The 20335-nt window shown below is 44.2% G+C and carries 17 protein-coding genes; 12 read left to right on the forward strand and 5 right to left on the reverse strand.

Annotation, left to right across the window (positions count from 1 at the left end; translation table 11 throughout):
- Positions 1-17 precede the first annotated feature (17 nt).
- The 7 genes from RBB45_RS14690 (at position 18) to RBB45_RS14720 (ending at position 9288) form a co-directional block, all read left to right on the forward strand.
- Entirely contained in the window at positions 18-1091 is a 1074-nt protein-coding gene (locus RBB45_RS14690; protein WP_009792864.1) for a dienelactone hydrolase family protein, read from the forward strand.
- 97 nt (positions 1092-1188) lie between these two features.
- Complete coding sequence (locus RBB45_RS14695) at positions 1189-2616, forward strand: extracellular solute-binding protein (protein WP_306009816.1); 1428 nt, start codon at positions 1189-1191, stop codon at positions 2614-2616.
- A 55-nt stretch (positions 2617-2671) separates the two neighbouring features.
- Positions 2672-4960 (forward strand): heparinase II/III domain-containing protein, encoded by a 2289-nt coding sequence (locus tag RBB45_RS14700; RefSeq protein WP_306009817.1) that lies wholly within the window; start codon positions 2672-2674, stop codon positions 4958-4960.
- 119 nt (positions 4961-5079) lie between these two features.
- The gene (locus RBB45_RS14705) at positions 5080-5664 is read left to right on the forward strand and encodes a YesL family protein (RefSeq protein WP_050767281.1); all 585 of its coding nucleotides are present in this window, start codon (positions 5080-5082) and stop codon (positions 5662-5664) included.
- 108 nt (positions 5665-5772) lie between these two features.
- Entirely contained in the window at positions 5773-6750 is a 978-nt protein-coding gene (locus RBB45_RS14710) for an ABC transporter permease (RefSeq protein ID WP_009792868.1), read from the forward strand.
- Positions 6751-6771: 21 nt separating this feature from the next.
- On the forward strand, positions 6772-7644 hold the full coding sequence (locus RBB45_RS14715) for a carbohydrate ABC transporter permease (RefSeq protein WP_009792869.1): 873 nt from the start codon (positions 6772-6774) through the stop codon (positions 7642-7644).
- Positions 7645-7692: 48 nt separating this feature from the next.
- Complete coding sequence (locus tag RBB45_RS14720; protein ID WP_306009818.1) at positions 7693-9288, forward strand: extracellular solute-binding protein; 1596 nt, start codon at positions 7693-7695, stop codon at positions 9286-9288.
- Between the two features lie 83 nt (positions 9289-9371).
- Here RBB45_RS14720 and RBB45_RS14725 read toward each other — a convergent pair whose 3' ends face one another.
- The 5 genes from RBB45_RS14725 to RBB45_RS14745 form a co-directional block, all read right to left on the reverse strand.
- Positions 9372-10265 (reverse strand): Gfo/Idh/MocA family oxidoreductase, encoded by an 894-nt coding sequence (locus RBB45_RS14725; RefSeq protein ID WP_306009819.1) that lies wholly within the window; start codon positions 10263-10265, stop codon positions 9372-9374.
- The gene (locus RBB45_RS14730) at positions 10252-11595 is read right to left on the reverse strand and encodes a helix-turn-helix domain-containing protein (RefSeq protein ID WP_306009820.1); all 1344 of its coding nucleotides are present in this window, start codon (positions 11593-11595) and stop codon (positions 10252-10254) included. The genes RBB45_RS14725 and RBB45_RS14730 overlap by 14 nt, the downstream gene beginning before the upstream one ends.
- 72 nt (positions 11596-11667) lie before the next feature.
- A complete protein-coding gene (locus RBB45_RS14735) occupies positions 11668-12729 on the reverse strand; it encodes a dihydrodipicolinate synthase family protein (RefSeq protein WP_306009821.1) in 1062 nt (353 codons plus the stop codon).
- A gap of 1 nt (position 12730) precedes the next feature.
- Positions 12731-13747 carry an NAD-dependent epimerase/dehydratase family protein gene (locus RBB45_RS14740; RefSeq protein ID WP_306009822.1) on the reverse strand — a complete coding sequence of 339 codons (1017 nt, stop codon included), beginning with the start codon at positions 13745-13747 and terminating at the stop codon, positions 12731-12733.
- Between the two features lie 14 nt (positions 13748-13761).
- A complete protein-coding gene (locus RBB45_RS14745; RefSeq protein WP_306009823.1) occupies positions 13762-15009 on the reverse strand; it encodes an Nramp family divalent metal transporter in 1248 nt (415 codons plus the stop codon).
- A gap of 755 nt (positions 15010-15764) precedes the next feature.
- On the opposite strand from RBB45_RS14745, the gene codB reads away from it, so the two are divergent.
- The 5 genes from codB to RBB45_RS26310 all read left to right on the forward strand — a co-directional run bounded on the left by codB (position 15765) and on the right by RBB45_RS26310 (position 20325).
- Positions 15765-17027: a cytosine permease gene (gene codB, locus RBB45_RS14750; RefSeq protein WP_306009824.1), complete on the forward strand. Its 1263-nt coding sequence runs from the start codon at positions 15765-15767 to the stop codon at positions 17025-17027.
- A gap of 3 nt (positions 17028-17030) precedes the next feature.
- Positions 17031-18299 carry a cytosine deaminase gene (locus RBB45_RS14755; RefSeq protein WP_306009869.1) on the forward strand — a complete coding sequence of 423 codons (1269 nt, stop codon included), beginning with the start codon at positions 17031-17033 and terminating at the stop codon, positions 18297-18299.
- Positions 18300-18475: 176 nt separating this feature from the next.
- Positions 18476-18910, forward strand: a complete 435-nt coding sequence (locus tag RBB45_RS14760; RefSeq protein WP_306009825.1) for a VanZ family protein — start codon at positions 18476-18478, stop codon at positions 18908-18910.
- Between the two features lie 150 nt (positions 18911-19060).
- The gene (locus tag RBB45_RS14765; protein WP_306009826.1) at positions 19061-19762 is read left to right on the forward strand and encodes a phosphoribosyltransferase; all 702 of its coding nucleotides are present in this window, start codon (positions 19061-19063) and stop codon (positions 19760-19762) included.
- A 296-nt stretch (positions 19763-20058) separates the two neighbouring features.
- A complete protein-coding gene (locus RBB45_RS26310) occupies positions 20059-20325 on the forward strand; it encodes a LysM peptidoglycan-binding domain-containing protein (RefSeq protein WP_009792881.1) in 267 nt (88 codons plus the stop codon).
- Positions 20326-20335 lie beyond the last annotated feature (10 nt).

Genomic DNA, 20335 nt, shown 5'->3' on the forward strand with positions numbered 1-20335 from the left:
AAGGAGGATGTCTTACGATGTATTCACTGGATGTATTGGCTGCAGAGGGTCTCCCCCCTTTACTGGAGAGAGTTAAAACAAAAAAGGACTGGGAGCGTAAAAGAGAAAGGATTTTAAAAGGCTGGCTTGATTGTATCGGCGGGCTGCCAACCATGCCCCAGCCAGATATCGATCTAATCTCCTGGCATTCTTTTCAAGATCATTATCTAATCAAAATCAGATATTCAGCAATTTATGGTGACTGGGTCCCTGCCAATATTCTCCTCCCGGTACAAGGCAGGGCTATGGAATTGAAGGAAGAGCAGGATGTGAGGGATCTCTTGTTCACTGAATGCTTATTTAAACAAAATTCCCTCCCGTCAATACTTGCTCTCCATCCTACCTCTGAAAAGGGGAAAGATGAGGTCTGTCTGGCTGAGGGAAGGGAAAACCGTCAATATGGGCTTGAGCTTGTAAGAAGAGGCTATTTGGTATTGGCGCCTGACACTATTACAGCTGGAGAGAGAGTTGATTCTGCTGATAAGCCCTTCTATACGGCTGGCTTTTATAAACAGCATCCCGAATGGTCTGCTGTTGCAAAGATGCTGTCGGACCATCGGCAGGCAATCAGTGTATTGGAAAAAATCTGTCCAGCCGACCCAGAGAGGATTGGTGTAATTGGCCACTCCCTGGGAGGCTATAACGGCTATTTTCTGGCAGGTATCGACCAAAGGATTAAAGCTATTGCCTGCAGCTGCGGTTTTTCCACTTTTACCGGGGATCCGGAGACACATCGCTGGGGCAGGCGGGAATGGTTTACACATATTCCGAAGGTGAGTGAATACATTAATGTCGGGAAAGCACCCTTTGAATTTCATGAGATTGCAGCCCTTGCAGCCCCTACTCCCTTTTTTGTCTGGATGGGACAGAATGATCCTATCTTTCCTCATTGGCAGCCAGCTGCCGAGGGCCTGGCAGAACTTCGTTTATTGTATGACCGGCTTGGGGCAGGCGACCGCTTTGTATCCTACATAGGCCAGGCAGGCCATGATTTCCCGCCTGAAATCAGGGAGATTGCCTACTCGTTCATGGATTGTTGGCTGCTTGTATAATGGGCGCTTTCAAGTCCGGCTGAATGGGGTACATTTTGCAAAATCAGAATGGCTCAGGTTAAAATTAGGGTTATTAAGCTGTATGGGAGCTGTATGTATGCTAAAAAGAAAAAATGATTTTGATGACCGTTATGGTAGGTTCATTCATGAATTAAAAGAAGAGATTATCTCTGGCAGGATTAAGCCTGGTGAATTCATTCTTCCGGAAAATACATTAAGCAAGGAATATGATTTGAGCAGAGTTTCTATCAGGAAGGCACTGGCTCTTTTGGTTGAGGAAGGATTGATAGAAAAAATCCCCGGTAAAGGAAATAGGGTGACGGTTCCACAGGATACCCAGAAGCAGACTATTAATCTCGGCTGGTTTTCTAATTCCTATGAGATCGAAATTGTCGAAAGAATTATTGAAAGATTTGAACAGCTTAATCCTTATATCAAGGTAAACCTTCAGATATATCCTGAAAGCCAATATGTATACAACCTGACGGAATCTCTAAAGACGCAAAACAGCCCAGATGTATTTATGGTTTCAGATATTCACTTCCGGCAGCTGGCTGAATCCGGTCAGCTGGGAATCATCGATCCGTTTTTGCCTGGACATATTGATCCCGAAAAGGACAGCTATGAAAAAGTGTTTGACATGTTCACCCATGATAACCAGGTTCTTGTCACGCCGTTTGTCTTTTCACCCGTTGTTGTCTGCTATAACAAAAAGATGTTTAGGGAAGCAGGAATTTCCGAAAGTTTCAGGATGGACACATGGAAAGATCTTTTGGAGACGGCACAGGATAATACAAAGGAATTCAATGCTGAAAATAGCCTTATAGCCCAATACGGTTTTTGTTTTTCTTCTTCTTCAAATCGATGGCCGGCTTTCCTCCTTCAGAATGACGGGAAATTTATGACGGAGGACCGCTCGAAATCGCTGATGAATAGCAAGGAGAATATTGAGGCTCTAAACTTTTGTGTTGATTTAATGTATAAGCATCAAGTCTCTCCTATCTTCTCGCACGGCAGCAATGACCTGGCAGAGAATTTGTTTATGCGGGAACGGGCTGCCATGATTCTGACAACTTACTATTTCATGAACGAATTCAGGGACCACAAAATTAAATGGGACATTGTTGCTCCTCCTCAAAAAAGCAATCAGGCTACCCTGCTGCTAGGGGGAGCGCTTGGAATAAGTGCAAATTCACCTGTAAAAGAAGCTGCTCAGGCGCTTGTAAGCTACATGGTTAGTACTGAAGCCCAAACTATGATCAAACAGAATGGATGCACGATCCCAGTCCTTCGTTTTGTAGCGGAAGATAACTACCTCCTTAAGCCAGGTGTGCATCCAGCCAACTATAATGCATTCAAAGATATTATGCCGCATGCATTTACCAAAAAAGATTTGAATGTAACCGTTAAGGAGATGGCACTGATAGAGAGTGAGCTCCACTTGCTTTGGGCAAATATGGAGAAGGCAGAGGATGCCTGTGAAAGAATCGATGATATGCTGAATCAGGAAGCTGCCATTCTTTAAAGCCATCTCCCATTTCCATGGGGTTTCCATACAGAACAGAAAGGTGAGAAAAGGAATGGATATAGACGAATTGCTGGGGGAAATCAGGCCCCATCCAAGGGTCTTATTTAATGCCGAGGAAATAGCCGCTATCAAGGTACGTTCATCAGATAGCTCAGCCACTCATATTCAGTTTACTGAGATATGGAAAGAGGTTCTGCATCTGGCAGAGAGGTATGCTGCTGAAACGGATTTTACTGTTCATTATCCCAGCTGCAATGTCACTTTAACAATCTCTCTGCCTCTTGTTCAGCTTGAAGAAGTGGAGCAGCCGCCAGGATACACAGATTTTCCTTTCTGGACAATGTATTCAAGAGCAATTGAAGAGAGAATCAAAGTCTTGTCATTTGCATATGCCATGACCGGTAAACCACTATACGCAGAGAAGGTAAAGGAATATCTCCTTACTCTTTCCTCTTACTCAAGATGGTATGAATTTCCCCAGAGGGGAGCCGAGGGCAACCTGAGCAATGCCCATTTCACCATTGGAATGGCAATAGGTTATGACAGCATTTATTCTATCCTTTTAAAAGAAGAAAGAGAGTCTGTCGAAAAAGCTATAGTTGAGCTGGGACTAATGCCCTTGAAGATTGATTTCCTGAATTATGACAGCCACAACATTATTGCGTCAAAAAGAGTTGCCATGCTGATTGGTTCGCTGGCTGTTCTGTCTGATGATAATAAGGAAGCAATTGCACCTTTTCTTGAAAATGCTTATCGGTATTTAATCCGTTATTTAGACGATAGATTAATAGAGCCGGATATTGAAGGGCTATTATATCTCAATGTAGCTGCAAGGCATATACTGATGGCAGCAGACTGCCTAAAGCGTGCAGCTGGAAGAGAAGATCTGCTGCAGCACCCATTTTTTCAATTTCTCCCTGATATTTTCCTATATATGCTCGGAACAGGAGATAAGCCGGGCTTTGTTAATTTTTCCGATTCATTCTATTCCTTGGATGTATTCTATGTTATGTCTATTTTGGCATCCAGTACAAACCATCCTGCTGCAAGCTGGTATATTCATAGATATCCTGAAAAGAAGCTGGACATATTGCTCGATTTAAAAAGGATTCCTGCCCCCCAGTCACCTGAAGAGTATTATGGAAGCCGCTTGCACAAGGTTTTTCCGGGAATTGGCTGGGCCTCGCTAAGGAGCGGCTGGGGTAAGGATGATTATTTCCTTGCGTTTGCATCAAGCCCCTCTGGAAAAGATCATAATCATTTTGATCAGAACAACTTTATATTCCATTCGGCAGGGGAGTGGCTTATCACGAATCCCGGTTATCAGGATTATGTAGAGGGGCCGAGGCGGGAATTTACTCTTGGCACAATCGGCCATAACAGTATGCTGGCTGACGGGCAAGGACAAATTCATAGAGGAAAAGGAATGCTGGCTGACTGGTATACCTCAGAGCAATTCTCTTTGATTGCCGGAGAGGCTGCCGGTGCTTACGATGAACGAATTTCTGAATGGAAACGAAAAATTTTCTATATTGATAACCGCTACTATGTCTTAGTGGATAAAGTCATTAAAAGCAGGCCAGACATTAATCTGTCTTTTCTATATCACACTACAGGAAACATACTTGCAGGCGGTCAGCAAATCCTTGATGGGATGTATATAAATGAGAAATGCATAACTTTTTTGGGGGACAGATCTTCTGTCAGGCTTTATACATGCTATCCTGATGAATTGAATATAGGTGTCAAGAAATATCCTGGAGCAGAGGAGTATGGAACTTACCTTGAAATAACGGCCGCCGGGGAGGAAGAACCATATTTTATAACACTCATCGATCCTTCGAAATCAAATAAAACACTGGTATGCCAGGAGGATTCCGGCAAAATAGTTCTTCGGGTTGAAGATAATGAGAGCGGCATCATTGACTGTCTGGTTTTGGGCGCGGGTGAAGGTAAGCGGGAAGCTGAAATGGTGGCAGGAAGCTCTATTATATTCAAGGCAGAAGATGCTTGGGCCTCAGTGGGACAAAAAACCAATGAGCTATCAGCACTTTCATTGGTGAATGGAACCGAAATAAGCATAAACGGAAGGCTGCTGCTGTCTTCCCCAACTGCAGTCTGTGCAGCTATAATCATAAATGAACAAAGGGTAACTGTAGAGCTGGAGCTGGAGGGAGAAAATGAAATATATCTCGCGCTGTCTCCTGCCAAGGGGTTGTTCATAAATGGCCATTCAGCTGAACAAAGGATGTTTACCTCAGAAATGGAAGGGATAAAGCTTAGCCTGCCTAAAGGGAATCATAAAATAGAAGCATTTCTTTCTTGCCGTCTGGAAAACTGAACAAGGCTAGTGTAAGATTGAATAGTCAGAATTGTTTATTCGCGCGTATTTAAAAGGGAGTTAATAACATGGAACTGACTGGATGGAAAGGTGCAATATATCGATTGGGGGACCAGGCCATGAAACTGGCTTGGCTGAATATACTCTGGCTTGCAGGTATTCTTGCGGGGGGTATTATCGCCGGGGTATTTCCTTCTACTGCAGCCATGTTTTCAGTAATGCGGAAATGGCAGCATGGAGGAGAACTGGAAAAAGGGACATATGCTTTATTCAAAGAGCAATACAGAAAAGAGTTTTTAAAAGCTAATCTGTATGGCTTGCTCTGGGGAGTAATCGGTGTGATCTTGTATGTAGACCTTCAGTTCTTTCGAAGTATCCCTTCTTTATGGGGCACCCTTTTTTCGTTTTTCTTCTTTATTCTTGGAGCTGTATACCTTGCTGCTTTTCTATTTGCCTTCCCTATGTATGTCCAGTATGAACTGCGCTTATTACAATATGTGAAGAATGCTGTCCTGATTGCACTTTCACACCCTTTATATTCAGTTGTTATGGCTTTAGGATTTTATTTCCCCTATTATTTAATGATTAAAGTACCAGGCCTGCTGCCATTTTTCGGAGGCACCTTAATTGCAATGCCTCTAATGATTCTATCAAGCCGTCTCTTTGAACAGATTGAAAGAAAGGAAGAAGATATAAAAGCTTAAAATAAATATTGAATTTTCTTAAAATTTGTATTATTGTTACTTTATAAATACATGTCGTATACATGTATTAGAAACAGGCTGAATAGTAAATGAAAGGAGGCCCAGGCAATGGAATTAGAGCAAAAGCCGATCAAAGGTTCCTCACCTTCTGCAAAAGAAAAGACTATTGCAAATAGCAGATGGGGCAGAACAAAAAGAAAGATGTGGAATGATCGATATCTGATCCTTTTGATCATGCCGGGAATTCTGTTCTTTTTAGTTTACCGCTACATACCTATGGCAGGACTGCTGCTGGCTTTTAAAGACTACAGCCCTTTCAGAGGCTTTGCCGATAGCCCGTGGGCCGGGTTAAAATACTTCTATCTTATTTTCGAAGATAAAGAGGTTATCAGGGTCATCTGGAACACCCTGCAAATATCTATGCTGCAGATCATTTTTGCTTTTCCTATTTCCATCATTCTGGCACTGATGCTTAACGAATTGAGGAATCAGTTTTTTAAAAGATTTCTGCAGTCCATAGTATATCTTCCTCACTTTTTATCGTGGGTTGTAGTCATCGGGATCACTGTCATCTTCTTGCGGAGTGAAGGGCTGGTGAACAATTTCCTGTCTGGGGCGTTTGGAATGGAGGCAATCCCTTTTCTTACAGATCCCGGCTGGTTCAAGCCTCTCATAGTACTGCAAATAATCTGGAAAGAATCCGGATGGGGAACGATCATCTTTTTGGCTGCCCTATCGGGAATAAGCCCCCATTTATACGAAGCAGCTGTTATGGATGGTGCCAGCAGATGGAGGCAGATATGGCATATAACACTCCCCGCTTTGAAGAGTACAATCATTATACTTCTGATTCTTCGTCTGGGGACTGTTATGGACAGCGGTTTTGAACAAATTTTCCTTATGCTCAATCCGTTCAATATGGAATCCGGAAATGTACTCGATACGTTTGTTTATTTTAAAGGCATTCAGCAGGCCAATTACAGCTTTGCCACAGCTGTCGGTTTGTTTAAAGGAATTGTCGGCCTAGTGCTGGTTGTTCTGGCCAATCGGCTGGCGAAACGATTTGGCGAAGAGGGTCTATATTAAATCAGATTGGAGGAGTAGCCTTTGTTCAAGTCTTCTGCCGGGGATAAAATATTTGACAGTGCGAACAGTATACTGCTGATATTTATAGCTGCTACGATGATATTTCCATTTATATATATATTTGCAGTCTCATTTTCCAGCCTTAGTGATTTTCTGGAGAATGATTTGCTTCTATGGCCAAAGGAATGGGTGACAGATGCCTACGAATATATTCTCGGCTCCGACCAATTCATCCGCTCGCTTTTTGTCACTATATATATAACGGTCATAGGCACATTTATCAATCTTTTCTTCACCTCTACGATGGCCTACGCCCTTACCAGAAAGATTCATGGCCAGCGGATGATTCTATTCCTAGTTCTTTTTACGATGCTGTTCTCAGCAGGAATGATACCGACCTATATGATCGTAAAAGCAACAGGGCTATTGAATACTCTCTGGGCACTGATTATCCCTGTAGCCATCAGTCCTTTCAATTTAATTATTATGAGGCAGTTCTTCCAGGGGATACCCGAGGAACTGACAGAAGCAGCGATTATTGATGGCGCTAATGATCTTCAGATTTTCACTAAGATTATATTGCCCTTATCCAAGCCGGCGCTGGCAGCATTTGGGCTTTTCTACGCAGTCAGCCACTGGAACAGCTATTTTACAGGAGTTCTATATTTAAGTGATCCAGCTAAGTGGCCGATACAGGTAATCTTAAGGCAGATCGTAATTGTAAATGAACCTAATGCTGCACTTGGGGCGCACGAAATGATGGAATCATTGCCCCCTCCCGAAACGGTACAGATGGCAGCTATTTTATTAGCTACTATTCCTATACTCATTGTCTACCCGTTCCTGCAGAAACATTTTGCTAAAGGAGTGATGCTTGGCTCTGTAAAAGGCTGATTCAGATAATAGGCAATTGGCGAAAAAAAGAAAACTGGAGGGGTTAATTTGAGAGGGAAAAATCTTTTGATCAGTTTTTTAGTTCTTATTCTTAGCTTCGGGCTGATTGCCTGTACTTCGGAAGAAACGAAAGGAGAGGATACAGATAAAGAAAAGGATAAAAGTTCCTCCGATCCATTCGACCATAGTAAGAAATATACCATTACAGGGATGACCTTTCGTTTTGGGGATCCGCCTCCTGCATCAAGCCCTGGTCTCGACATGATCAACGAGCGTTTTAATGTTGATTACAAGCCGGAAATTATCCCGCAGGGTGACTACGCGGAAAAGTCTTCTGCCATCGTTGCTTCTGGCAGTATGCCGGATATGGTTGGTTTTCCTGCTGATGATACAAGGTTTTATCAGTGGGCAAACGAAGGAGCATTCCTTCCGCTGGATGACTATCTGGAGAAATTTGAAACATTGTCTAAAATTCCTGACCATGTATATGATTCCTTCAAAGTGAATGGAAATATATATGGAATTCCGCGATACTCGAATCCATATCCACTCACCCCGATTATCCGAAAAGACTGGCTGGATAACCTGGGTCTGGAGATGCCAAAGAGCTATGAAGAGTTAGAAAAAGTTGCAATCGCTTTCACTAAAGAGGATCCTGACAAAAATGGAAAAGACGATACGTATGGCCTGGCGATTGGTGAAAATATCAATCCTAACTTCAATATGGGTACTTACTGGGATTTTGATGCCTGGTATCATCAGAATGAAGATGGAGATTTCATTCCCGGCATGATTTCGGATGGACGTAAAGAATTGATCCAGTTTTTTGCAAATCTTTATGATGAAAATGCGATGACCAAGGATTTTGCTGTGCTGAATTGGGCTGATACCAATAATGAATTCTATTCAGGAAAAGCAGGCATTTTTGTTGGCGGCGTAGCAGGAATGAGTGAGGATTATATGGCAGGGCTGCTGAAGATTCATCCTGATGCTGAGTTTGTTGCCGTGCCGCCATTCGAAGCGCCAGACGGCTCCAAAGGATTTACAATGGGATCAGGATACTCCGGGATCCTTGCATTAAACGCCAAACTTGACGAAGATGAAGGGAAAATTCACCGTACCCTTGAGATGGTGGACGCAGGGAAAAAGTTTTTCCCATTAGATCAAAAAACGCCTGGAAATCAAGATTTTGACTGGATGTGGGGGAAGGAAGGTACAGGATATAATATGGAAAACAATGCACCGGTACGTGTCGAGAATTTCTCTTCTGATGGACTGGCGCCTTCCACCTATTTCCTTGATAATCGTGAGCATGTTCCTGCTGATGCAGATATCAGCTATGCCGATGATTACAGCATGACGGAAATGAAAGGGCTGGTCGATTCGCTTCAGGATATGTTTGAATCAGGGCAGTTGTATGTTAATCCCATCCATGGTATCATCTCACAAACACAGCAGGAAAAAGGGGCAGATCTGATGCAGTTCCTTATGAACGAACAAGCCAAGATGATAGCCGGACAGAAGCCTGTAGGCGACTGGGATAAGATGGTTGAAGAATATCTTAATAGAGGTGGAGAGGCCATTATCCAGGAGGTTAACAAAGGAATACAAGATAAAGGGTACGGAGACAGGCAGTGGAAGTAAAAGAAACAAACGTTAAATAAAGATAAAGGCCTTTTCCGCTGAGGAAAAGGCCTTTGGTTTAGTTTACTCCGTCTGCTCCAGGTTCATATCAATTTGCTTTTTATCCGTTCCTTGGTAAGCATGTCTACTAATCGAATCACTTCACGCGTTTCCACCCATGGAACAGGGCTTATTCCAGTCTCAAAAAAACGTATGACTTCATCCAGAAGACAGGCATAAAAAGGTTTGTTATCACTTAATAAGTCAAGGGAAACAGCTCCTTCTCCTGTATGGAAAATGACCCCGAAGCGGGAGTGCCACTCATAGTCTCCCCTGAAGGAAACAATTCGCCCATCTTCCCATTGGGAAAGAGCAAATTCATATTCATCATGCTGGCGAACCAGTGCTTCTTTGAGCCCTGGCCCCAATGCTGCTATGGCCATTTCTGCCATATGGATGCCATACCAGTAATAACCGGGCATTTGCTCCAGCAAGGGAAGAGGCCCATGGAAATAGGCTCCGGTTATGGATTGTTTATGCTGTTTGAGAAAAAGGTCAAAGGATTCAGCAAACCTTAATGAGGAGGAGCTCATGATCGGTACTCCATAATCTTGTGCCAAATTGTAAATCTCTTCGGCCTCAACTGGCGAAACGGCCATTGGCTTGTCAATGAAGACAGGAAGCTTATAGGGAAGAAGCTCTTTGAATAAGGATAGATGCTTTCTGCCGTCTACTGCAGTCAGCATAATGGCATTGCAGGAAGCAGCTGTTTCCTGAATAGAATCAGTCATAATAACATTATAATCTTTTTCCAAGGTCTCTTTAAACCCCGCCACCCTGCTGCGGCTTATTTCCAGATCCTTAGAATAATAGGGAAAGGCAGAATAGACCTTACCCCCTTTAACATGGTAAGGATGGCGGGAGTCATTTAGGAGTTTTGTAAATTCAAGGCAATGCGATGTGTCTAAGCCAATCATACCAATTTTAAGAGTATGCATTAGTGTCCCCCTTTGAATTTCTTGATTCTGCAAGTTTATAAACCTGTCGGGGCCTTCCGCGCGCCGAAATCTTTTCCATCCCGATTACAGCCAGGATACCTGCATCCATCCACTTTAAGATGATCCGATGGGCACTTCGGGCTGTGATTCCGAGCGTAGAAGCTAGTTCATAGGCTGTAAACTGATTATTCCTTTTTCTCTCAATGAGAGAGGTAAGTTTTTGCAGGTAGATGGCTGTCATTCCAGATTCCTCTGCCTTCTTAAGAAGCTGGCTGTCAGTTACAGACAAAGGGTAGGAGATAGGAGCGGCCAATTCGACAGGCCCGAAAACACTGCGATCCTCTTTTACAATAAAACAGCACTCGCCCCCATAGTCTTTTGCCTGCAAAAGAGCAATCCGCGCATGGGTTCCGGCTTCATTGGCGGAAAGACCGAATCCAACTCCTAAAGAGAGCCTCAGCTTCAGCTCCCTGCCGACATCTTTAATGATAGGGATCCATTTGTAGCCCCTGGTCACCCTTTCGAAAGCTCCTCTCGTTGTGATGAACATATATTCATTTCCATTCAGGGAGGTGAGATGGCCTTCCAGTAATTCAATATAATCAAGCAAAATTCGATATAACCGGAGATTAAGGCGCTGGATCTGGTGCTCTGAAGCAGCCTGCTTTACCAGTTCATGGTATCTGTCTATTTGAATCAGTCCAAAGACAATCTGGGATTCCAGGTTCCTCCGCTTTTCTGTTGAGAGGAGTGCCCTTTCGAGCGTTACGATGATATCATCCTCTGTTGGAGTAACCCATTCTGCCGGAACTCCCCTCCCAGCGAGTTCTTCAGCCACTGCTTTTACACCTGTAACAGCAGCATTAGTATTGCCTGAATGATACTGGCTCCAATGAAAATCGGCCAGGTCCATTACTCTTTCTGATGAGAAGCCTTGGGGATAAAACTTCACATCAATGTCTTCACCAAGTTCCTTTAATGTTCGCCTAACTTCAGGAGGGAGCAGAATATCTGAGGAAATACAGTCTAAGTTGCAAAGATTTTTCTTAAGGGAGTATAGGGCTTTATAGAGGCCAGAGCCCTTTAAAGGAATGAAATGAGCTGGCAGGTGGGGAGGGATCTCACTTTTTGAAATAGAATAAGGGTATATGCCGGAATACAGCAGGACATCAGAAATGACAGCCAATTCCTTAGTAAAAGCGGGGGCATCATTTATATCATTTGATGTTCTGATTTCGGGATAGAAGTTTGGGAACAGCCGCAGACAATGGAGAATTTTTTCTTTCATCCATTCGGGACCAATTACACCGATTACTATAGGATCTTTCATTGCAAAGCCCTCCTGAGTTAATTAAAGGAGAACACTTCCCGCGGGCGGAAAGTGTTCTTTTGGATCAATTTGTCATTGTCCGTAGCTCCCGTACCTGGTCGGTATCCTGCTAACAAAATCATCATCTGTTAAATGCGGATAATCCCTGCAGACACGATCTATTTCCTCTGACTGGCCGGAGCTTAGCCTTTCCTTATCGAGCAGGCACCAATTTCCTTTTAAGAGCCCCTGTCTTGCCAGGACTTCATTAATGCCTGTAATGCATCCTTTAAATCCATTAGCACTGTCAAATAGTGCAGCGTTTGCATCAGTCAGCTGCTGGCCCAGTGTCAGCAGTGAGGAAGGAACCTCCCGGCGGCTTCTGGCGGCCTTAACTTCATCAAGCATTTGAACGGCTTTATATGTCCAGACTGCCCATTGGCCAAGCAGTCCGCCGACTATCTGTTTTCTAACCATTTTCCCATTAACGTTAAACTCATATTCTGTTAAAAGGTCATTGATGATATTGTCATCATTTCCTGTGTATAAAGCAATTTGGCTGCCTCGTGAGGAATGGCAGACTGCCCTGACCACGTCAAGCGTCTGATAGCGATTAAAGGGAGCCATTTTAATGGCATGGATGTTCGGGATTTCGGTAAATTCCTTCCAGAATTCATAGCTGAATGCTCTCCCGCCTACTGATGGCTGCAGATAAAACCCAAAAACAGGCATAACTTCGGCAACTTTCTGAGTACGCTCCAGCAGTTCTGCTTCAGAAAGGCCGGAGAGGCCTCCATTGCTGAGCAAGACCATATCATATCCCAGATCTTTGGCAGTTTTTGATTCTTCCAGAGCCTGTTTAATGTGACCGCATACACCAGCAATTTTTATAAATCCTTCTTTTTGCTTCCTTTTATCTATTTCTTCAACAGCGAGCCGCAAAACCCTTTCGTAAAGTCCAAATCGGGGGTCGCGAATTTCAAATTGGGTAGTATGAACGCCTACTGCTACACCACCGGCACCTGAATCCATATAATAATTTGTTAGCCTTCTTTGGGCATCCTCGTCAAGCGTCCGATCTTCGTTCAGAGCAAGAGGGTGGGCTGGAATGACTGTACCTTCAAATAACAGTCTTTTTACTTGTTCATCCAGCATATTAATAAACTCCTTGTCTTTGCTGAAAATGAGTCGGTTTGTTAAGGACTGCTCCGTCACCTGAAACCCACTCCGCTGTCCACATGATCATCTGTTCAAGCGATACCTTAGGATAGCCAAAAAGCCGATGTGCTTTGCCTGAATTATTCAGCAGCGCTGAAGGCTGTTCTTCATTTATAAAGACTGCCTGTTTATTGAAAGTTTTGCTGAATTGCTGGGCAAGCCAGCGGACAGATACAGTCTCAGGTCCGGTTACATTCAGCAGGGAAGGAGGACTGTCGCATATCAGCAGAGAACGAAGTGCATACTCATTTGCATCTCCCTGCCAGATGACATTTACATGTCCCATAGATAAGTCGACCGGCTTTTCGTCATACACTTGCCTGGCTATCTCCAATAGCACCCCGTAACGCATATCAATAGCATAATTCAAGCGAAAGATAGTAACAGGTGTCTGGTTTTTAGAGGAAAAGTAAGTGAAGATTCTTTCCCTTCCAAGACAGGACTGGGCATACTCGCCGACAGGGCCGACAGGGTATTCTTCATCGCATCCTCCCTTAGTGAGAGGGACAAGCGGGTAAACATTGCCTGTAGAAAAAGCGACAATGCGGGAATTCCTGAATCTATCCGCAACCCGTCCCGGCAGATAGGCATTCATGGCCCAAGTGAAATGTTCATTGCCATTTGTGCCGAATTTATTACCGGCCATATAGATGACATTTCTTATATCCGGGAGTCCATTGAGCTCCTCTTCATTGAGCAGATCAGCGGCTATTGTTTCGATACCAGCTTCCTCCAGTTCCTTTTGGAGGGTGCCAGATGAAAAGCGGGAGACAGCTATAACCCGTTTGCCGGTGTCTGATCTTTGCACAGCCTTTGCAGCCAGCTTTGCGAGAGTAGGACCCATTTTTCCGCCAGCGCCCAGAATCATGATATCTCCATCCAGTCTGCTTATGTCGTTTACAAGTTCTTGTGATGGATTTGTCATTACTTCTTCCATTTCTGCAATTGTTTTCATTTCCTTCACCTCATTTATTTAAAAAAGATTGTGATAATGTTGTTGATCGCCAATAGAATCAGGACGGCCAAACCAGCAATGCCCAAAACATTTTTCCAAAGCGTATTCTTCATTGAACCCATAATCTTTTCATCATTCGCTACCGCAAGGATTGCTATTGCAATGAATGGAACTATCACAATGGTGATGGCCTGAGCGAATATAATCATATTCACTGGTGCAGACCCAAAGATGATGCCAACAAGCGATCCAAAAGCCATGACTAGAATAATAAAGCCCTTTACTGATTTAGAGGTCAGCTTGCTTCCGAGTCCAAGGCCATCTGATAGCAAAGCACCTCCAATAGTTGCATTCCCCATCAGTGAGGAAAAAGAGGCGCCAAAAAGCCCAAGCATAAAGAGAATAGCTGCCCAGTTTCCATATAGCGGTTCCAAGGCAAGGCCCATATCAGAGACTGAATTAACTACAATTCCCTGCGGCTTCAAAATGGCTGCTGCACAAAGCATGATCATAAGGGATATCAGGCCCAGAATAAAGATGCCCAAGTACGTCTCCCTCATGCCTGAAGAACGATGTTCCAGCTTCCAGCCTTTTTCCTGTACTAGATATGATTGATAACAGGCTCCAACGATAGAAAAGCTAGTTGCTGTTATCGCAATAATCAGCGGGAGGGAGCCATCAGGAATAATAGGGACAAAGCCTGCAAGCATTTCAGTAAAAGAAGGCTTTACGAGAATTAAAGTGATTGCAAATGAGACCAGCATCAGCACTACAAGCCCGAGCATAAGTTTCTCAAGGATTTGATAAAAATTCTTGGAAAATAAAAAAGCAACTCCGAGCAGTGTGACAATTATGATCCAAAGGCTGGCAGACGTGCCGGTGACACTTGATACAGCCAGCCCTGAACCGAGCGCATTGCCTGCCTGAAAAGAAGCAGTAACAAGAAAAGCTCCTATGCCAATCAAAAGGGAAGCTGTCCTGCCCCATTTCTTTTTCATTACCTGGATGAAAGACTCATTGGCTGCCAATCCAATCCTTGTGCTCATTTCTGTGAAGATCATCATGAAAATCACTACAATCACCAGAGCCCAGATGAGCTGCATTCCGTAAATGGCTCCGATTTTAGAAGAAAGGGTCAGGCTTCCGGGTCCGAGAACTAAGGCCGAAGTAATAAAGGCAGGCCCGAGCTGATTTAAGAATCCCTTCTTTTTCTCCAGTCCCTGTGCAGGAGCTGATTTGCTTTTGGTGACTCCGGTTTCCATCAGTGAAATTCCTCCTTTCAGCAAAGTAGAGGTTCTATATTGACTGAATATTCGGAACCTCTTATTTATATATTCTATAGCTCACTCCTATTTAAAGAAATGTCTTTAATAAGTCTTTAATTAAGTTTATTTTTTAGAATGACTCTGTCATTGTGCCTGTTGAGACAAAATGCTGCTTCGGCTTGTGGGAATACCATTAAATGTAATCAGGAAAGAATAACGCTGATTTTGGAATGAATAATTAAATATATAGGTAGAATAATGAGCCATATAGGGAGAAATATAGTAAATTTGGATAGAATCATATATAACCAAAGCCTAGTTAATGAAAAATGCCCCATGTATAGGGGAGGTTTTTATACTATTTCAATGCTGAAAATTAAACTCTCTTCCGATTTAGCAACCTACAGTCTGGCGGAGTTGTCAAATATTCTGTGGAAAGTCCCATTTTTTAAAATGACTCTAATATCTGCCAGGACCGCACCGCTCCTCCCCCATTTGACATCCCCCAATTTTTCTGCAATAATAATAACCAATTAAATACTGGTACCTTTAATTCAGTCCCGTGAGGCTGGCAAGGACAGCGGAAATTATGAGAATCATTGGGTGAGGTGTATCCTGCCCGCTGGTTTTTCATGAGGAAAAAGGCTTCTTGTCGGAAACGGCGAGAAGCTTTTTTCGTTCCAGCTTCTTATCCATCGAAGGCTCCTTCGGTACCAGTTTCAACACTATTGAAACTTATAGGAGGAATGGAAATGAAAAAGGTAGATTTGGATTTTTCACTGAGTGCGGTTCCGCAGAAACACCGCAGCGGTTTTTGGAGGATGCTTGTGGTGATGCTGGGGCTGACATTTTTCTCGGCGAGCATGTGGTCAGGCGGAACGCTTGGTTCAGGGCTGACTTTTATGCAGTTTATCGGTATCGTGCTGGCAGGGAACCTGATACTTGGCGCTTATACTGGAGCGCTCGCTTACATCGCGGCGAAGACGGGCTTATCCACCCATCTTCTGACGCGCTATGCATTCGGTGAAAAAGGTTCTTATCTTTCTTCATTCTTACTGGCAGCGACCCAGGTTGGCTGGTTTGGCGTCGGTGTGGCGATGTTTGCTCTTCCTGTCCAGAAGGTGACTGGGCTTGATGCGTATCTGCTGATTGCGATTGCCGGCGTCCTGATGACGGCGACGGCGTTTTTTGGAATGAAGGCACTGGCGATCTTGAGCTTTATCGCGGTTCCGCTCATCACCATTCTTGGCAGCTTTTCAGTGTTCAAGGCAACGGAAACGGTCGGAGGTCTTGACGGCCTTATGCAGTATCAGCCGACAGAAGCAATCGGGCTTGCTGCAGCATTAACGATCTGTGTGGGTTCTTTTATCAGTGCGGGAACGCTTACGCCTGACTTTGCCCGCTTTGCCAACAAGAAGCGGTCAGCAGTCATTACGACTGTGATTGCCTTCTTTATCGGAAATTCGCTCATGTTCATCTTCGGAGCCATCGGAGCCATTGCGACCGGACAATCTGATATTTCCGAAGTGATGTTCATTCAAAAATTGATCCTCCCGGCCATCCTGGTGCTCGGGCTTAATATCTGGACAACCAATGATAATGCGCTGTATGCATCCGGCCTCGGATTCTCAAGCATTACAAAAATCGCGAAAAGCAAGGTTGTCATTTTTAACGGAATCGTCGGTACAATCCTGGCAATGTGGCTCTACAATAACTTCGTCGGATGGCTGACTATCCTCGGGGCAGCTCTGCCGCCGGTGGGAGCCATCATTCTGGCGGACTATTTTATCATCAACAGAGGCAAGTATAAGAAATTTGAGCAAATGAGATTCAAAGCTGTAAACTGGCCGGCCATGATTGCATGGGGTGCGGGTGTGCTTGCTGCGAATTTCATCCCGGGAATTCCTCCGGTCAATGCATTGCTTGGGGCGGCGATCACATTCGTTGTCATCACCAAGCTTGCAGCTCTCACGGCAAACACAGGCACAATAACAGAAATGGAAAAGGTGAGCTAAATGATGTTATTTAAAAATGCAAAGCTTAGAGGCAAGGATGGGCTTTGGAATATATTAGTAAGAGACGAAAAGATTGCGGAATTGTCGCAGGGAGATGTATCAGATTGGCAAGGTGAGGAGCTTGATGTAAAAGGGGCGCTAGTTTCAGCTCCTTTCATTGAACCGCATATTCATCTGGATACAACACTGACAGCAGGAGAGCCTGAATGGAACCAGAGCGGCACACTGTTTGAGGGTATCCAGAGATGGGCACAGCGCAAGGAAACTTTAACACATGAGGATGTAAAGGAGCGGGCTAAAAAAGCGCTCAAATGGCAGATCGCACAGGGAATCCAGCATGTCCGCACACATGTGGATGTGACGGAGCCAACCCTGACGGCGCTAAAGGCGCTCCTGGAAGTAAAAGAAGAAATGTCTTCCCATGTTAATCTGCAGCTGGTTGCTTTTCCGCAGGAGGGGATCCTTTCTTATCCAAGCGGGGCAGAGCTGATGGAAGAAGCGCTGAAAATGGGTGCAGACGTGGTCGGCGGCATCCCGCACTTTGAGTTTACGAGAGAATATGGTGTATCTTCTATGAAAATTGCATTTGACCTTGCGGAAAAATATGACCGTCTAGTAGACATTCACTGCGACGAAATCGATGATGAGCAATCACGGTTTGTTGAGGTGGTGGCAGCGGAAGCATATGAGCGGGGGTTCGGCAGCAAAGTGACAGCCAGCCATACAACAGCGATGGGCTCCTATAATGATGCTTATGCCTACAAGCTCTTCAGACTTCTTAAGATGTCCGACATCAATTTTGTAGCCAACCCGCTCGTCAACATCCACCTTCAGGGCCGTTTTGACACATATCCAAAGCGAAGAGGCATCACAAGAGTGAAGGAGCTTCTCGAAGCGGGAATGAATGTGAGCTTCGGCCATGATGATATCTTTGATCCGTGGTATCCACTTGGAACAGGCAATATGCTTCAGGTGCTGCACATGGGCATCCACGTATCCCAGCTCATGGGCTACGAAGAAATTGTCCGTTCCTTTGACTTGATTACCGATAACAGCGCCAGGACGCTTCACATCAAAGACAGCTACGGTATAGAATCCGGAAAACCGGCCAGCTTCATTGTCCTCGACGCTGAAAATGAATACGAAGCCATCCGCAAACAGGCAGCCGTCCTTTACTCTATCCGAAACGGCAGGATCATTGCGCAGGCAAGTCCAAGGCAGACTTCTATTCTGCTGGGGGAGCAAAGAGAAAGTATAAATTTTAGCAAATGATCTAAAGAGAGGGGGCAGCGGCGGCTGCCCCTTCTTGATATTCCGTGTCAGGCACCGCGAAAAGACACTTTCCTTATATTTGTCCATGAGCGGTGCCTGACACGGGGATTTACGCTGTATAGTTTAATTCCTCAACGGCGAGACTGTTCTTAAAGAAACTAAGGCGGTGCGCTATTTTGAGGATTCTCTTTGTGGTTATGATGAGTGTCTTTATATTCGTTTGTACTTGTTCAAGCAATTTTGCTGATTTAAGAGATTCAGGAGAAGTTCATTTCAAATGGCAGGGGAACCCTTCGTTTGAAGAACTGCTGCTGCCTTGGCCATCCGGTGCTGATAAGAATTTTGCTTACCAGAAGGCTGGGCATGCTCTTGCCTTTTTCATGTTGACTGGCGGGCTGCTGAGCCTCATCCCCCAAGCATATTCAGCTATCATTGCAGCCATATATGCGCTGGCAACAGAATTCCTGCAGCTATACTTTATGAGGAGCGGGCTGCTCCTGGATGTGATGGTAGACTGCGGAGGCATCTTCCTTGCCCTGCTTGTCTATAGTTTAATAAAGTCTGCTGCCGGCCAAAGCAGACAGCAAAAAAGTATGAGCCAGAACAAATAAAGGTTTCTAAGTAACCGGCGCACAGCTCCCCCAAAAGGAATCAATCAAATCTTGCCATTTACCCTTCCTCTTTTTTTATAATATAATGACACAGGCAAAGCTTTAAGCAGCTTTCCCGGTTATTGAGTTTTTCTAAAAGAGGCTAGATAAATGAAAAATATATATCTTGATTATAATCAGATTTCCCTATCGCTCGATTCTCTGGCGGACGAGATAAGGGGGGAGGGCTTTGACGGGCTCGTGATTATTTTGCGGGGCGGCTCTTTTCCTGGCTTTCACCTGGCTTTCCTGACAGGGCTGCCTTATTATTTTTTGACATATGACCGCAACAGCGAGTCGCCAGAGTGGAAAGGGCATGCCCCCAGCCTAAAGAAAGCCCTCCTAGTTGAAGATTTTGCGGGAATGGGGAATACGCTGATCAACAGTAAAGAGTTTTTAATCCAACAAGGAATTGAAGTAAAAACACTGGTAATCTGCAAGGATTCGAAATCAGCATCAGTGCCTGACTTTTTCTGCTTTGAAACATCGGAAGAAAATGCCCGCTTTATTTTGCCGTGGGAAAGATTCAGGCTTAATCCAGCGGAAAGCAGCGTTTCTAGATTAGAAAATATCGCCGATCATCAATTTGAGAGAACCCTTTGGGATGAACAGCTCTTTTCCCTTGTCCGCGAAGGCGATGGGATTGCCGCAGGGCATATCGATAAAGGGAAAATGGCGATTTCACTCGGCTTTACCCATGTGGTGACGGCGAATGTAGAAGAGGCCATTCTAATATCCTCTCAATACCCTGAGCTCAGGGTAGCATGGTGGGACGGGGACAGAAGATTTATGATACAGTCTAAGGCGGTATAAGGAATGAGGGACAGGTAATTGTTCCTCTTTTTTTGTTAAAAAAACTATTATCCTTGGATTTTCCCAAGCAGGTATTGCTATAAAGAACGTTAGGTCAACTCCTGTTGCGAGTAAATTACTCAATAGAGAACCTCGTATTCTTAAATTAGATCAGCCTTTAAATAAACACTCCATAAGCCCTAAGTTATCATAACAAGACTTTCGTAAGTTTTCCCAAGGTCAACCCCATTGTTACTCCTTCCAATATTTGATAGTTTTGAAAGGAAGAACCGAAACTATATTAGGAGGAGATTTCTATGAAAAAGCTTGGGAAAATTGTATTAGCGTCTGCTATGTCTTTAGGGATTCTGGGGGGATTCGGCACTGTAGGCACTTCCACTGCTGAAGCCGCCCCTCCAGGCTGCTTTGGCCCGGTCTATTATTATGTAAAGTCAGGGGACACTCTATCTGAAATTGCCGCTAAGTATGGGGTGACGGCTTCCTATCTGGCATCACTGAATAATATTTCGGATCCGAACAAAATTTATGTAGGCCAGCGTTTAATGACATATAACTGTAACTAATAGAATTAAA

The organism is Bacillus sp. MMSF_3328, from assembly GCF_030733525.1.
GTDB classification, from domain to species: Bacteria; Bacillota; Bacilli; order Bacillales; family Cytobacillaceae; genus Bacillus_AB; species Bacillus_AB infantis.